Annotated in this window: 18 protein-coding genes; 1 reads left to right on the top strand and 17 read right to left on the bottom strand. The window is 44.3% G+C overall.

The window, feature by feature from the left end:
• The first annotated feature begins 1 nt into the window (after nucleotide 1).
• Nucleotides 2–862: a DUF4435 domain-containing protein gene (locus tag EAH55_RS29280; RefSeq protein ID WP_121812809.1), complete on the top strand. Its 861-nt coding sequence runs from the start codon at nucleotides 2–4 to the stop codon at nucleotides 860–862.
• Nucleotides 863–1044: 182 nt separating this feature from the next.
• On the opposite strand, the gene EAH55_RS29275 is transcribed toward EAH55_RS29280, so the two are convergent.
• The 17 genes from EAH55_RS29275 to EAH55_RS29195 form a co-directional block, all read right to left on the bottom strand.
• Nucleotides 1045–2112 carry an AAA family ATPase gene (locus EAH55_RS29275; protein ID WP_121812808.1) on the bottom strand — a complete coding sequence of 356 codons (1068 nt, stop codon included), beginning with the start codon at nucleotides 2110–2112 and terminating at the stop codon, nucleotides 1045–1047.
• 377 nt (nucleotides 2113–2489) lie between these two features.
• The gene (locus EAH55_RS29270) at nucleotides 2490–3350 is read right to left on the bottom strand and encodes a glycosyltransferase (RefSeq protein ID WP_121812807.1); all 861 of its coding nucleotides are present in this window, start codon (nucleotides 3348–3350) and stop codon (nucleotides 2490–2492) included.
• Between the two features lie 83 nt (nucleotides 3351–3433).
• Nucleotides 3434–6043 carry a hypothetical protein gene (locus EAH55_RS29265; protein WP_121812806.1) on the bottom strand — a complete coding sequence of 870 codons (2610 nt, stop codon included), beginning with the start codon at nucleotides 6041–6043 and terminating at the stop codon, nucleotides 3434–3436.
• A gap of 7 nt (nucleotides 6044–6050) precedes the next feature.
• The gene (locus tag EAH55_RS29260; protein ID WP_121812805.1) at nucleotides 6051–6860 is read right to left on the bottom strand and encodes a hypothetical protein; all 810 of its coding nucleotides are present in this window, start codon (nucleotides 6858–6860) and stop codon (nucleotides 6051–6053) included.
• Nucleotides 6857–7345: a hypothetical protein gene (locus EAH55_RS29255; RefSeq protein WP_121812804.1), complete on the bottom strand. Its 489-nt coding sequence runs from the start codon at nucleotides 7343–7345 to the stop codon at nucleotides 6857–6859. The genes EAH55_RS29260 and EAH55_RS29255 overlap by 4 nt, the downstream gene beginning before the upstream one ends.
• Nucleotides 7338–8168 (bottom strand): nucleotidyltransferase, encoded by an 831-nt coding sequence (locus EAH55_RS29250; protein ID WP_121812803.1) that lies wholly within the window; start codon nucleotides 8166–8168, stop codon nucleotides 7338–7340. Before EAH55_RS29250 ends, EAH55_RS29255 begins: the two co-directional genes overlap by 8 nt.
• 2 nt (nucleotides 8169–8170) lie before the next feature.
• Nucleotides 8171–8461, bottom strand: a complete 291-nt coding sequence (locus tag EAH55_RS29245; RefSeq protein ID WP_121812802.1) for a LysM peptidoglycan-binding domain-containing protein — start codon at nucleotides 8459–8461, stop codon at nucleotides 8171–8173.
• On the bottom strand, nucleotides 8451–8747 hold the full coding sequence (locus EAH55_RS29240; protein ID WP_121812801.1) for a hypothetical protein: 297 nt from the start codon (nucleotides 8745–8747) through the stop codon (nucleotides 8451–8453). Before EAH55_RS29240 ends, EAH55_RS29245 begins: the two co-directional genes overlap by 11 nt.
• Nucleotides 8744–8962, bottom strand: coding sequence for a hypothetical protein (locus tag EAH55_RS29235; RefSeq protein WP_121812800.1), 219 nt, complete (start codon nucleotides 8960–8962; stop codon nucleotides 8744–8746). Before EAH55_RS29235 ends, EAH55_RS29240 begins: the two co-directional genes overlap by 4 nt.
• Nucleotides 8959–9420 (bottom strand): hypothetical protein, encoded by a 462-nt coding sequence (locus EAH55_RS29230; RefSeq protein ID WP_121812799.1) that lies wholly within the window; start codon nucleotides 9418–9420, stop codon nucleotides 8959–8961. Before EAH55_RS29230 ends, EAH55_RS29235 begins: the two co-directional genes overlap by 4 nt.
• Complete coding sequence (locus EAH55_RS29225; protein WP_121812798.1) at nucleotides 9413–10495, bottom strand: hypothetical protein; 1083 nt, start codon at nucleotides 10493–10495, stop codon at nucleotides 9413–9415. The genes EAH55_RS29230 and EAH55_RS29225 overlap by 8 nt, the downstream gene beginning before the upstream one ends.
• The gene (locus tag EAH55_RS29220; protein ID WP_121812797.1) at nucleotides 10495–11112 is read right to left on the bottom strand and encodes a DUF6046 domain-containing protein; all 618 of its coding nucleotides are present in this window, start codon (nucleotides 11110–11112) and stop codon (nucleotides 10495–10497) included. Before EAH55_RS29220 ends, EAH55_RS29225 begins: the two co-directional genes overlap by 1 nt.
• On the bottom strand, nucleotides 11112–12902 hold the full coding sequence (locus EAH55_RS29215) for a tape measure protein (protein ID WP_121812796.1): 1791 nt from the start codon (nucleotides 12900–12902) through the stop codon (nucleotides 11112–11114). Before EAH55_RS29215 ends, EAH55_RS29220 begins: the two co-directional genes overlap by 1 nt.
• 165 nt (nucleotides 12903–13067) lie before the next feature.
• The gene (locus EAH55_RS29210) at nucleotides 13068–13451 is read right to left on the bottom strand and encodes a hypothetical protein (protein ID WP_162997096.1); all 384 of its coding nucleotides are present in this window, start codon (nucleotides 13449–13451) and stop codon (nucleotides 13068–13070) included.
• Nucleotides 13452–13496: 45 nt separating this feature from the next.
• Complete coding sequence (locus EAH55_RS29205; protein ID WP_121812794.1) at nucleotides 13497–13931, bottom strand: hypothetical protein; 435 nt, start codon at nucleotides 13929–13931, stop codon at nucleotides 13497–13499.
• Nucleotides 13932–13934: 3 nt separating this feature from the next.
• A complete protein-coding gene (locus EAH55_RS29200; RefSeq protein ID WP_121812793.1) occupies nucleotides 13935–15128 on the bottom strand; it encodes a DUF2586 family protein in 1194 nt (397 codons plus the stop codon).
• Entirely contained in the window at nucleotides 15128–15685 is a 558-nt protein-coding gene (locus tag EAH55_RS29195) for a hypothetical protein (protein ID WP_121812792.1), read from the bottom strand. Before EAH55_RS29195 ends, EAH55_RS29200 begins: the two co-directional genes overlap by 1 nt.
• Nucleotide 15686: the final 1 nt, after the last annotated feature.

Genomic DNA, 15686 nt, shown 5'->3' with positions numbered 1-15686 from the left:
AATGATTTCGAAAGCAGACAGTCTCCCTAAAAGATCAAAACAGGGGTTACAGGGGCAGGTTATTTTATGGGCACAATTTAATGACCTTACAATTTATATTGAAGATGAATTTCAAGAGAATTTATACTTCCAAATATTGAAAAAAATTTTTCCAACTATAAGACTCGAAAAAATATTCCCATTAGGAGGTAAAAAACCCGTTCTTAAAAAAGCTAAAGTTTCTCTCACAAATAAGAAAAAAGTTTTTATAGTGGATAAGGATTTTGACGAAATTTTAGACAACAAAGAGGCTATTCAAAATGTTTTCTACCTTGAAAGATATAGCATAGAAAACTATTTATTTGAACAAGACGCCATTGTTGAAATAGTTAAAGAAGAAAATCCCCAGGTTAAAACGAAGGAAATAAGGGATAAATTTAAAATCACGAATTTTGTCGCCGACGCCTCACATATGTTAGCCGAATTAAGTGCTCATTTTTTGCTAATAAATAAATTTGAACTTGGCTTGAAATTTCTAAACATTGACCCCAATAGAGATTGCGATTTTAAGTCAACACCTAAACAAATTAAGTCTAATACTGTCAACGATTTTTACGAAAAGGTAAAAATCGAGTTAGCCAAGAAAAAACCTCGGTTGAAATACTCAACACAAATACGCCTTGCAAAAAGACATTTTAAACCATCAAAGTCATTAATAAACATCCCCGGCAAGTACTTAGTAAATTTACTCAAATTTATGTTAAGGAAACTATTCACCTTCGTTCAGTGCTCAAGTGATAGCTTTATATATAGATTATTTAAAAATTGTAATTTGAACTCGCTGTCATCTCTAAAGAACTCAATTGAGTTGTATGCATTTTAAACAGCAAACTATTCTGGTTAATTTGTAATTTAATTCGTACCGGTATATCCTTTTCAACCGCTATCTGGCGCGAGTATGCAGCGCTGCCAAACGTCCGGCGTACTCGAGACTTTTTTAATTAATAGGTCACGAGTACCCAGCCCATAAGCCCCACGCTGCCTACTCGCGCCTTTATAAACAATTTACAAATGCCCATTCAACATCCTATTCACACTTCCAACACTCATGCCAAGCCGCTCGGCTATCTGTCGTTGGCTCAAACCTTCATTGCTTAATTTTTTAGCCTCGCGGTTCATGCGTTCACGCTCTTGCCTGGAGGTATCGCGCAGGTGGTTTTTCTCGCAATCGTTACCCGTAAAAACAAACTTTAAAAAGCCATTGTGCCGTTCCAGTTGGGCAAGGCATACATTGTCGGTACCATAAGTTTCGGCGGTGCTGCGCTGCTTAATCTGCTTCAGGTATCGCTGGCCGGGGGCGGAGTGACTTTCGCCCATGGCAAAGGCGCTGTCGCAAAAATTGATGAGCATTTTACTGCCCTGCAAATCATTGCGGCTAAGCGGCAGGCGGGGGTTACGCTTGGGCGTATGGGCCAGCACCAGGATGCTGATACCGTGGCGGGTTTTAAGCTTTTTTAGTTCCTTCATCAGGGTGAGGGCGGCCCCGGCGCTCTCGGTTCCGTTGCGCAGGCAGGTAATGTTATCAATAATGAGCACTTCGGCACCGGTACGCTTAATGCCCCGTGTTAAAGCCTCAATCACATACTTGTCGAGCTTTTGGTAGTGCGAGCTGGCACGGTTAAACTGGTTGTATTCGCCGCGGTAAAATTCGGTGGCAAAGTGATAGCGGTGTTGGCCGTCGGTATAGCGTTGTTCAAATTGCTTGCCGGTAAGCTCAAAATCAATATACAATACCGGAGAGGCATCGGCCCCGAGCGCAAAAGGGGCAATAGGCTCACCGCGACTGATGCTGTCGGCCAGTTGTACAGCCAGCAGACTTTTGCCCATATTGGTATCGGCAAACAGGATGCACAACTCGCCCTGCAGCCAAAAGTTGCCAAACAGCATTTGCGGCGTTTCGTGTTCGGTTTCCATCACCATCCACTCATTGGCCGGGTAAATATCAAATAGCTCAACCACCGCATCCGGGTCCGAAATTACAACCTGCCCCTTACGCGCGGCGGCATCCGCCATATCCCTCACATGCTTTTGAATAATTTGAACAACCAAAGGTTTCTCCGAAGTATGGTCCATAAAAACTATTGCCCCGTCCCGCAGTTAAAGCGGTACAATCCATCGCTATTTGCCGCAAACCTGCCGGCAATCATGAAGGGCACTCAAATTTATCCACTAAAAAGTCCGCTGTTGGTGGCATCATTTTGTCAGTGTTCAATTTTTAAAAACGAGGTGTTCAATGTTTTTTAAATGGATATTGTAAATGGTTGATTATCAGTAGTGATTTGTTCAAATAGTGTTTTTGAATAAACTCGATGATTTGCAAGTGTCTGATTATTAGATGTTCAATTTCGGGACAAAACGTAAAGTGTTTACACTTTCAAAAATTGAACAGTGTAAAATCGCAAAATCCACTTGTAATAAAAATTAAATCCACTTGTAAGGTTTTTTGTGGTTTATAGCCTTTTAATAAGTGCGGAAAACTTGCGGCGAATTAAATTTATCGTATAATAAAACACTCTCAACTTTCTATCAGCAGGCTTGTAAAAATCCCACCAAAGCATATTTAGACGATCTTCTACTCGCTGACTGCGAATATTGAGCAAACGTCCATTATAGTGCCATGGTTTATGATACCCCCAATAATGTATTACGGCAATATCGGTATCAAGTAAGCCATTTCTATAGCTAAACTTAAAGTGATTTAATTGGGAATAAATATCAACGTCAGGAGCGGGAACGTTGTATTTATGATCTAAATGCAACTGCTTATCGTTAGCCCAATTGCTATAAAACGAATGTAAAAAACCCTGATCGCTTCCGTCATTAGATTTCAACACCGGGACTAAAGAATACATTTCACCAGCAAGTGTTTTGTCGGGCACAACAACTAAAAGACCGGCATTAAGGTCTTTCCAATCACTACAGCCGGGATTCAACGCACCAGCTACAACTGACGACATGTGAGGGGAATTGAAAAGAGTTTCGATATTACTACACACCAACATATCAGCATCTATATAAACTATTTTATCAAACTCCGCTAATTCAAAGATTCGTAGTTTGGTATACATATGCCTAAAGTTACGCTGGTCATTTTCTAACACATTGGGGTTTTGGATTCTTTCAACGTGTTTATGTTGAATGTTTAGTTTATCTAATATCGAAAGGGATTCATTAGAGACTAAATCGGTTGTTAGTACCAATAAGGGGTATTTTTTATTAAATATACTTAGTGAGTTATATAACGCTATAACGCCTGGTAAAAAACTGTCTGTTCCTAAAAATGTAACAAAAGAATATTTTTTTATCTCCATATTGTTAACCGTACTATGATAGTATGGAGTAACAAATATATAAAACAAAAAGCCCCGCCATGTGGCAGGGCTACTTAATTAATTTATTGAACTATCCAGTTCGTGCCATTAAAAAACACTTTAACGACTGTTGAACCTCCGCCAGATACCACCGCCAAAGGAGTTGGCGAATTTGCGTCTGTAACATATGCCTCCATACCTATTATACCAGCCGGAAGAGTAGCAACTGTATACCCCTTAAGTTGTAAAGGAGCTGTCAACTTAAGCACCCCATCGCTACCTAACGTCATAACATCGGTGTACGCACCAAATGCACTCTCTACACTCGCCGCGAATGCAAGTACAGATGAGGTTACGCTACCAGAAACCGGGCGCAATTCGACTATAAACTCCTGAACCTTCGATGTTGATGAGCCCGTATTCCAAGAGTTAGCGGCAAGGTAAATACAAGGCGCGTTTCTAACAGGTTTGGCCTCCGAAGCTTGAGTGCCAGCAGCGAGATATACCCCTTTGAAGTGGCCCGTATCGGTATTGGCTATTATTGCAGCAAGGGTGGTAGCAATTATAGTATTGATATTCATTTGGCCTGTGTTGTCTACAGAAAACAAATTGCTTGCTCCACTACCTGATATATTACTAAAAGTTACGCCTCCCCAACTATTAAACTTAAGGCCGTCAGTCGCACCCCCTATATAATTAATTGCTCCACCTGACATTAGGTAAAGAATTTTAGGAAGCAGCTTGGCAATATCAGTCGGAGTAGTTGGATTTCTAACTTGCACTCCCGCGCCTGCATCGTCTTCTAAAAGCAAAGACCCTTTATCCCAAGCGGTATTTCCATTTGCATTTGATGCATTATGGAGGAAGTTTAAATCAGATGCGGCCTTTGAATAGGCTGATGGCTGATGAGTATTTAAATGCCCCCCGTTACCCTCATTGGTATTAACCAAATTTGCAATCGAATAATTAGCTATTGCACATTTCAAATGCGCAGTCGGGGAACCACCTGAACCGTCATTACTACAGCCATAGTATAAGTATGTTTTTCCATTAACTTCAACCAATGTTGCATCGCCTACACCACCTGTATTTAACCCAACGCCTTCATCGGCAGAGGTTCTTGTATAAACAGGGTTTCCGCCATTTCTTGGTGTCCATGTTATCAGGTCTGTGGATGAAAAGCTATAAATATCGCATGGCAATTGGGTTGCTGCGCCTCCATGACACCATACGTACCAAATAGAACCGACCTTTGTTAAATATGGGCCTCCAAAGTTTAGCGTTCCACTATTGCCTAATACAGGATTCGCGCTATGCTGTGTCCATGTAATGCCATCTGTGGAATGATAGTACCCAATTGTAAATGGGTCTGTGCCTCCCGAATTAGCTTCTAAAAGCATTTGCCATATGGCACCATCATAATAAACCGACGAATTAGCTATGCTATTACCATTCCATGAGCCGCCAGCACCACAAGTAATAACCGCCGCAGTGCCCAACGTCCAGTTTATTCCATCAGGAGAAGTATATCGGTTCATGGTTTTATACGACGATGACGATGAAACAGCATACATGTAATATGTGCTACCGACTTTAACAACAGAACTGCGAGCATGTCCTGTAACGCAAAATGTCGTGCTGCGTGTCCATCCCAAACCGTCTGTACTTTCAGCATAGGCAATATTTGGAGATGAAGCGCCAGCCGTAAACCACATCTTAAAAACGTTTCCAGTGGCGGAGGTCAAAACTTGCGGATTACCCTCGTATATTACCGTTGCTTCTAATACTGATACCTGATCTGCTACCAAATCACCTGTCATCACTGTACCAAACTTTTTCCAAACGCCACCCATCATATTAGGGATATTTAGCGTACTTCCCGATATAGACGCGTTTTCATTTGTGCCAATTGAAGTAACGGCCGTAATGCCACCACCACCGCCACCCGATGGCGCATTAATCCATTTTACATCACCGTCGGCATTACTGTTTTTAGCCAATATCTGCCCGGCTGTGCCGCCTGTTGGGATTTTAAACAATGCTGTGATTTGAGCCTGAAGCTTACCAAATGCCTGTAATATGTTGTCTGTAGCTGCAACCGCCGTAGAACTGCCAAACCCGATACCGGTTAAAAGGGAATTTAAAACCCTTGAAACGGTGAAGTACTTATTTGTTGATCCTTCGGGTACAGCATCGGTTGTACCTGGTGACGCGACGATTTGAATATAGGTTGAGCCGCTCCAACGATATTCGTTATTGTTGTCGGTGGTGATATAGATTTTACCAGCTTCGCCCGGTGCGGGCAATGCCGCGAAATTGGCAAACTCCATAACATCATCAACGTAACTGGGTAGCTGATCTGCCGAAACTTTGCCGGTTTCATCTAACCCGGCATAGCCGTTAGCTTGGTTTTTGTTCGCCACGTTTTCGGCAGTATAGCCAATACCGCCGCTTTCAGCCAGTTCATTAATTTGTATTTGTAAATCCTCATCGGCATTCGCACGGATAGTTGCTTCGCTTTGCAAGTCTTCAGATGACACCTTCCCGGCCAAGGTAGATGATAAGTTACCAATCTTATTGATTGGTATAGTATCTTCATCTTTATGCCAAAATGAATCAATCCACGAAGCAAACTGCCCCGCTGTTGGTTTTGCACCTCTTGTAAAAAATGATTTTAATTGTGCTCTTGTCATTGTTTTTTTATGCTAAAAAATTAGGGATTGGTTCAATAAACATTACCATTTTAACCGGCGGAATGATGGGTATTGGGGTCGGTGATGCTTGCCCGGTTGTTTTCGTACGGCCAAAAAGTCTACGCCATAAGCCACGCCCACTACCCCCATCTAAGTGGTTTGCCTCAATCTGTTCATCAGTGGTGTCAGTACCTGAAACGTATTGCTCGTGGTCGTGTTCAATCAGATTATCCAACGTCATTGCATGACCTTCAGCCCCCGCGAGGTCACCGACTTCAAAACCGTCAACGTCCGGCTTGTGTCCCATCGCTAATCTGCCGCGCCAATCTTCTACTTCGCGCCATCCGGTTGGCAAAGGCACGGAAACGGGTTTTCGCCACAATCTCATGCTTCCACCATCTATCTTATCAGGTGCTGTAAGCCATTCAAGGCGGTCAAGCCTTGCCAGTATGCCTTCGGCCGTATTTCGTTTGAAATTTGCCCATAAATAATTAGTAACGCCATCATCGCCAAACTTTGCAACGCGCTCAAACTTTACTGTGCGGGGGGTACCATCCTGATAAGAAATAGCCGTTGCGGTTTCTTGTATGATTACTTTAGTCTGTATAGCGCCACCCACGAAAGGCAAAATTTCGCCGTTTATTACAACGACACCATTAGTAACAGAGCCGCCCGCAACCGTGCAGCCTGAAAGTATAGCAAGTGATCCGGCTAATGCCGCTGTTGATGCCGCCGTGCTAATGCAATCCTGAATAAATTGCATAACGCCCTGATCGAACGGGAACCCGCCGGGCTGTGTAAAATCGTATCTGTTCATGCTGTACGGTATATTAAAAATCGTTTACTGACCAACTTGTAATATTTCACAAGCGCGGTCATTTCTATAATATCTTGTGGGGAAACCGGGACTGCATAAGGCACGTTAACTATAAAATCCACGCCCGTATCGCCGTAGTCGCCGGGATTGTGTAACGGTACTGTGCCCAGGTATAAGGGCTTATTTTCGTCAGGCCTAAAGATGTATACCCGGTCGAATGAAAAGCCATCTGTAATTGTTATACGCCGCTCTGTAGCGTCGAACCTGTCATTAAGCAACGCACGAAGGCTAAATACCCGGCCGTCGTGTGCAAGGTTGTACAAATCGGCATTACGCTTATTAACAAGGCGGTTGTATATCAACACAAACGGGCTGCAAAGTGCCCGCAACCAGGCAAAGGTTATCGGCTTACGTTTAAAGTTTGGTATCTCACTTAATACCAACCTATCGTAGTTTATTCCAAAAAGCCTGTCGTAATTAGGCATATGCGCGGTAGTTTATGGTAAAACCATCATCAGTCACGCGCAGGTATCCCGCATCGGGTATAACCCGTTCGTCAATTTCGGTAAATGGCCGTATCCCGTACTGTGATTGTGCGCTAAGTATGCCTACCAACACTACACCATCAACGCTTTGCAATTGATCTGACAGCCTTGTTTTAGCAAATTCACCATTGAATTTAAGCGCCTTTAAATAAGCTTTAATAGCGTCATTAACCGGTGTTGTAGCATTACCATCAATCCGTGCGCCAGTACCGTCTAATACCAGCGGATCATAAAATATGTCAATAACCAACTTTAATGCATCGGGTGGCAGGCTATCGATATTAATTCGCACACCTGCATCTTTAGTATCGGCTATGTATGCCTTAAACGCCAATATTTCGGCATCGCTTAACTGTGCATAATCGCCATCAAGTAGCTTAACTACTTTGATGCGCATCGACCCGTCATCATTTTCTTTTACGGCCGCCTGCGTTATTATCTTTTGCGCAGCAATTTGCGAAGCATCAAGCCCAACATTTAAATATTGATCCGTGTCGGGTATTAAGGCCTGACCGTACTGAAACCTTAAGGCAAGGTCGCGGTACCATTTTTCTGTGTGTGGCTTTTTTGTTGCCAACACATCTTGTACGTTAGCATCCCTGAAATCAAACAGGACATCAATTGTCCATGCTACATAAGCGATAATGTATGCCCATAACTTGTAATCAGCTACGGCGCTGGTATGGTCAAGGTCGCTTAACACTTCATCGCCATTTACCTTAGTAATAATTTGATTGTACCAGTAATCTACCGTTTGTGCCATTTTTAACTAACTATAAAATCATATTCAATTGCCCAAAACTCCACGCCTTCAGGGGCTAAATCATCTATCTGCACGGCAGAGGTCGCCGGGCTGATATTGTACTTTCGGAAATAATCGGCCACCGCAAAAACTGTAACATCACCGGCATCTATAAGCTGGCCGGATGTTAAAGCATCTGTGATGCCAATACCATTTAGCGCAGCCAGTATAAACCTGTTTTCGGCAGTGCCGCCATACTGCACGGCGATATCGCCCAATGTTTGGCCTGCTTTAACTATCTTGTTATTTGGCATAATCACCTACAATATTTAATAGCCCGTTTACAAAGCCCATTGATTGAATCTTAATGCCATCATCGCTAAAACGAAGGCGTATTTCTCTTAAAAGCGCTTCGCCTTGTGTATCACCTTCGTCATTTAAAAACTGAAAGGTTCCCACGGTTGCAGTAGGCGCTTGTTTATACTCTCCTTTTTCGGCCAGCAATAGTTTACGTTGCTGTTGCTGGTTACTTTCGCCCCGCACAAAATCACCGTTTTTAATCAACAGGTCGTCGTTATCATCCATCAGGTAATCAGTCATCGCAATTCGCCGTTAAATATTCCTACTACCGGATTTGTACCGGCTGTTAAACCATTCGTATAAACTATTTCTGCCGTCTTTATGTAATCTTCAAACTTATCGGCAAAGGCATCGATAAAAGCGTCTAACGCTGCGTCCCGGCTGCCTGTGGCTTCATATGTGGCAGTGTAAACCTCTTTAAGGTCTGTTTTTAGCTTCGCCGTGTTTAAACTCATTTTAAAAGATCATTAATTCTGTTAATCAGCAAGGTTAAAGCCGCCATATCTTTGGGCGCTGCAATACCCATAACCGCGTTAACGAGGTCGGTTAAAATCTTATTTAGTGTTTCAGTTCCCTTGCTGATAAGTACACCGTCGCTATTTAACTTAAAAACTGTTGCGCCCGTAGTTACCCGGTACATGGTTACCTGATCGCAGGCAAGTACGATATAATCATCATCGCCCAGCTTGCCCACTACTACAGCAGCTCCAACGGCGGGCAATACTTCAATACTTTGATTTTCGCTAACCACGGCGCGTAAACGCACTTCATATTGCGGCAATTCATTTAGCTTGATGTCGCATGTAAATGAATCACTGTCAACAGCTATAACCTCCGCATCGTAAAACCCAACGGGGCCGCCCGCGTGCGCCTGCTCTAAAAACGACTGCCGTAGTTTGCTAATCTCATCCATTCAATCGATAGGTTATTTGCGCTTTTCGCTCAGCGCCGTTCACTCCAAAACGCACCTCGGTACCGGCAACGAAATAAGTACCTGCACGGGCACCGGCGAAACGCTTGTCCATGATTGTAGCCTTCCAGCCTGGCTTGCAAAACGGCTGTAACAAACCGCCTATAGTACCTTCGTAACCATCGTATTTTAGCTTTTTTAGATATGCTGCCGCCTGATCTTGCAGGTATTGTTTATCATCGCTAAAAGGGATAATCCTTTCCACAATAGCGCCGCCCGGGTCGCCAGCTTCATACAAAACGTGTTTGCCGGATTTGCCACGGGTTTTAAGCCGGACGCGTACCTTGTTATCGCTACCAAGCCTTTGTTTTAAATCGGGCTGATCTACCGGGCAGTTATAGCCTAAATTGTATACTACTTCAGAAAGGCCGGTCAGGCTTTTGTTCCCGGCAATGTCGGCGGTGGTGCGCCCTTCCTCAATGCCCGCATACAATACGTTATCATCAAAGTAAACCGTCAAAAGCATTTTATCTTTCAGGTATTCCAGCACTTTTAAGCCGCTTTCGTTTTTTATATAGAAACTGGTCAAGTTGATTGTTGGGATATCAGGACTTAACACAATGTCGGTGCCCTGTATAATGCGGGTTAAAACCTCTTTAACTGTGGTTTTTTTCCAACTGGCTAATATGTTTTGGTTTCTTAATTGCCAGGCGTAACCCTCCATTTCAATTGTCACCGGCGTGGTTAAATTAACACGTCTTACAAAGCCTCTGAACTCATTACGCAGGTCGCCGTTATATCCCAAATCAAAAGCCACCGGGTCACCCTCTTTAAACAGCTTAGCCGTTTCAACACTGTTACCGGGCATATTTTTTACCGGCCGTTGAGTGCCGAGGCCAATTACATTTAAAGCATCGTTAATGGCGCTATTAATTGGTATCACTTGTCCCAATCCCGGTATTTTAAGCACGGCAGTATCAACTACTACGTGGATATTTTTTTTAATCACGAGGTCGTTAATACCACCCCTGAATGAGTAGCGGCCTATCTTGCTAATGCTATTTAAGGTAAAAGCCATTATTCAGGTTGATAATAAAGGGTAAAAATTGAATCGCTCTTAATCTGCAAGGCGAAGTCGCGTACCCCAATAACCTTCGGCTTTTCAGGAATGGATAGCTTATAAATTAGTACCTGGTCGTTGCTATGCAAAAAGATGTCAGACACCGCAGATTTTAACCTAACCGGCTTCGCAAAATCAAACACATCATTAAGCATTTTTAGCTTTTCGTCGGGAAACTGTTCGTAATCGCCAATCAAAAAACCTTTGATGGTGATAACCCAATCTTTTTTGTTAACAATCTGCTTTGCCGTGCCGCCCAACTCCGACATTTCGACTTCTTTTACCGTCAATTCTCTGTCGAAGCCGATAACCGCAAACGGGAAATAGTAATCCACGCCATCAACCTCTATAGTGATGGGCGAAAAAACTTCTCGGCCTATCATATCAGATTGACCGTAAAGCGGTGTTCCGTAAATATTCGTCGTTTTACGTGTGGCCGGTTGTATGTTAGCTAAATCCCCCTCAACCGGCGATGGCGGGAAGCCCGGCACGTGTGCGGGCTTATACCCATATAGCTGTTTAAAAATATCAGCTATATCAAAAACGGTATTAAGGTTTGCGTAAGAGGGTGACATTAGTTAGGATTTACGGCCGCGTTTCCGCTATTAATAACCTGGTTAAACATTTGAATGAAAATTGCCCGTATTTCGGCAGCTCCTTCCGTTACGCTGGCCGCATGTAATGTAAGTTCGTCTATACCCAGTTTAGCTATATTAATGGTTTGGTTACGAACGCCACCACCGGCAATACCTTTGGCCGAATCCGCAACACCGGCAGGAACGCCACCGCCGCCAGCGCCAGCAGTACCACCGCTTAATGAATCCATCCAGCTTGATTGCTTTTGACCGGCATCTTTGCGCTTAGTTAAACCAACTTGTTTCCATGAGTTGGCTATTGACTGCATTGAATTAGCGGCCGCCTTTAAGTTTTCGGCGCGCTGTGCTGATCGTTCCCTTTTGAGTGCATCAATTTGCTTGTCGGCATCGGTAGTAATGTGAGCCGTTAAAACCTTTTTAGCGCCGGTAAAATCACCACTAAGCGCCAGTTTCATAGCCTCAACAGTGTTGCTAATAAGCTGGCCTACAAACTGAAATACGCTCTTAGCCTTCAGGTAAAAAAGATCAAAGTAGTATAACCACTGCTGAAAGTTCTCTTTAAAGGCCACCCCAACTATGCTGAAAAAACTTGTAATAATTTGCCAAAGTGCTTTAACACTTTTACCCCAACCGTCGTAGCTTTTAACTAACCAAACAACTGCGCCAACCAACAAGCCAATTACCGCAATAGGCCAAAAGGCTATTGCATTTAATATACCCTGCCAAATAGCTGCCCTTTGCGTCCATACCGTATATAAGCCCCACGCTATCGTCATAGCTCCAATACCGGCAGCTATTCCATACATAAGCCCCTGATTGTTGCCCAGCCAGTTAAGCACATCAATCATACCGGCGGCAACCGGAAGTAAGCCCATGCCTATGGTGCCTGCAAGTGTTTCCATAGCCCCTTGAAAAGCCAGTATCTTACCTGTAGGTGTTTCGCCCATACGCTTCATACCATCATGAAACCGCCCCATCGGCCCCGTAGCGTATTGAAAAGCCCCGGCAACATCCTGAAAGGTTATCTTACTCTTTTCAACATCTTTTCGCAGGTCGGCCATTTTGCGGCCTGTTTTTTCGCTGATCGCCTGCAAAGGGTTAAAACCTGCATTGATGTATTGTAACAGATCCTGCCCGGTAAGCTTACCCGCACTTGATGTTTGGGAAAACACCAGGCTTAAGCTTTTCATTTTTTCGGCATCGCCCATTGCAACATCGCCCAGCATCTTTAAATCGGGCATAATGTCTTTGGCAGCAATACCAAAACCAAGCATGGTTTTAGCTTCGCCGAAAACCTCGTTACCATAGATGGTGTCGTTCGCAAACCCCATCAAATTGTTATGCAGTTTATCGCCTTGCTTATTACCCGCCATCACCTCAAAGCTGGTACCGGCCATCTGCCTGTCCATACCTTTTTTAAGTGCATTACCCCCTAACGCTACAGCGGCAGTAAAGCCACCTAACAGCAAGCTTTTGCCAAAAAGCCCTATACCACCGCCACCACCCGACGGGTTAGTAATGCGGTCGCGCTGGCGTTCAAGGTCGGCTATTTCGCGGTTCGCCCTTCTGATCTGTCGCGTATCCAATGAAATATCACGCGTACGGGTTAGTTGATCGATACGGGCGCTTAACTGATCGGCCGACATACCAATGCGGTTCATGCGCGAAGAAATACGGCTAAATGCGCCGTCGGCATTGGTAGCCAACTGGCGCATTTGTCCCGATGCCAAGTCACGTATTTTTACAAGAAATTCAACCAGGTTAGCCATTGTTATTTGATTGTTCGGCTTCGCGTTTTCGTAAATCGTTTATTTGCATGTATACTTCTGCCCAACGTTCGTCGGATAGTTTAGAGGGGTCATAAGTGGTGTAAAAGGCTATTGTAGTATCTATGTACCCTAAATAGTTGGCTTCAATTTCACCACGGGCAGCCTCTATAATTTTTTTATTTCCGAACCTTTGATGTCAAGTACATTTTGCACTTGCGGCATTACACTGTAAAATGCCTCATCGTCAATTTTTATTTGCTCATCGCCACCCAGCCAAAGCGCATCCAGCACTATTTCGGTATAGGTAACCGGGTCGGTCTGCTTTGAAGTAAATTCACGCATTTCGTCGCGTGTGGGTTTGCGCATATAGCCCTTATACAAAGGGACTGGCTTTTTAACCGGCGGCTTGCCTTCTTCGGTAATGGTTTCAAATTCGCCGCTATTTACAACCAACTCAAAAACGCCCGTCGGGTAATCTTTTTTCCAAGCTGCCAAAACTTCGGCCGTAACGTTTGCCGCACTTCTCGGCATAATAGATGATGATTTCACTTTAAAATGGATTTAAAAGGATTTTAAATAGTTGTTAAAAGAGGTTTAAAGCGACTTTACGCCCAGCGCTAAAAATGGCACGTCAACTTCCATCATTTTAGCGCCCTGTTCCATTGCCTTTTCCCATTCAGTAAACTTGATGCCCGAAATGATATCAGTTTCCTGCTTACGACCAAAAGCGACTTTGTAATTGAAGGTTGCTACAACGAGTTGGTAAGGAACGTCGCCAAAATCATCGTACCCGGCTTCGCGGGCGGCGGTGTTTAGCCTGTCTATTTCCGACTTTAAAAGCTTGATACTGCCGTCAACCTTTTTATTACCTGATTGGATACCCACAGCCTCGTCACCGGCAGCATGCAGGTGTTCGCTGTCGGTAGACTTTTTGTATTTGAAGCCGCGTAACCCGCGAATGGTAACACCTAATACAGCAAGTTGCGCATGCTTCCATTCAAGTTCCTGACTGTTTACATAGTTTGCCATTGCTTAGTTATTTTGCGGGTTATAGAAACCCAGTTTAATGTTGATTAATTTACTATACCCTTTGCGCCGGATACCGATGTTAACTTTGAGTGTTGACGTTTGGGTGATCTGCTGGCTATCGTCGATAAATACAACAGGGTCGCCGCTCATACTATCGGCCATGTTGAGGTTAAGCGCGTTCACCATCGAAGCTTCAAGCGCCTTTAAAACTACCGGCTCAATATTGCCATTGTCATCCAAATCCACATCGTCGTTAATTTCATTAACATAGGTTTGATAGGCTACAATAGCGGCTTTATCAATCACCCGGCCATAGGCAAGCGCGTTATAGTCGTCGGTTTCGGGGCAGGCCATGGGGTCGTTACTGATAAACAAGCCGCCTTTTTGGTCGTACTTTTTAACCGTGATGTATCCCATATCTATAAGCTGGTCAAGCTGCCTGTAATACGGGTCAGTAGGCGCATCAATATTTGGCAGGATGCTTTGCGAACCGATATAGTAATTACTAACCGGCAAATCGCCATCCTTAACCCGGCCGATATTGACATGGGGAGCGGTTGCAGCTATACGGCCTAAAACCAAGCCCAGCGAGGTAACACCATTGTTTTGCACACCACCAATCACAAAACCGACATTGTTTGCGGTTAAGGATTTAGGGCTATCAATAGTAGCGTTTGTAACGTCATTAACGCGGGCTGCAAGTAATATCCTTACCGGCTTATGCGCGTCAAACATGGCCTGCGCAAATACTTTGGCATTTGGAACGGCCGCCGCCACATCGCTATCAAGAAATTTAACAACCGGTGGCACGTATGATACAGCAGGGGTACGCGCTACGCCAACCACCCTGATTTCACCATTACCAAAATCCATTAGCTTTTTAAGGCCGGTAGTAACCGTCACATCGCAAAGGTTTACTAACGTGGTTGTGTTAGCCGCCAGCATGATATAAACCGGGCATCCACGGGTACCGGCAATGCTGTAAAACTCAGTAACAAACTGGTATGCTTCCGGCTCCGCTGCCAGTGTGATACCTTTAGAAACGGCATCATCAACACTTACAACCTTTACAGGGGTGAGCAATGGCAGCAAGCCAGTGCCAGCGCCGGTTAAAATTACCCCGGTAATATTATCGTTGGTGGCAGTGCTGCCACCTAACTGGCCATTGGCCAGCTGCACATTTACACCTGGTATCATTAGTTGTTACCCCCTTCGGTTGCTTTTGTTGCTTTAGTGATTAACCCTTTTTGGTATGGTGTCCTGTCGGCTTCAGGAGTGGCGAAGGCTATCGCTAAAGCATCCTTCGGCGCTTCATCTGCTGGTGGCTGATTCGATGGCGGCTGATTCGATGGCGGCTGATCTGCTGGTGGCTGATCTGCTGGTGGCTGATCTGCTGGTGGTACGTCTGCCGGTGGCTGATCTGCTGGTGGTACATCTGCCGGTGGCTGATCTGCTGGTGGTACATCTGCCGGTGGTACGTCTGCCGGTGGTTGATCTGCTGGCGCTTCGTCTTTTTGAACGGTATCCAATATAAATACCTGTTCGCGGGTAACCTCGATGTAGTCGCGCACCTTCAATTTTTGCCCGTGGCTATCTGCCATATTTTCGGCAAAAAAGGCCTGTGCATCCGAAGTGATATAAAATACGTCGACAGACGGGTGCGTGTCGAAAAGACTTTTCACATCTGCCTTGTACAAATCACTGTTTGCACAAATAGCATTTGAAAACTCTGTTGTAATTGCTGTCAGTTTCATT

This window comes from Mucilaginibacter kameinonensis (assembly GCF_003675385.1).
Lineage (GTDB): Bacteria > Bacteroidota > Bacteroidia > Sphingobacteriales > Sphingobacteriaceae > Mucilaginibacter > Mucilaginibacter kameinonensis.
Note: the sequence above shows the minus strand (reverse complement) of the source record. Positions and strands in the feature narration are given on the sequence as shown.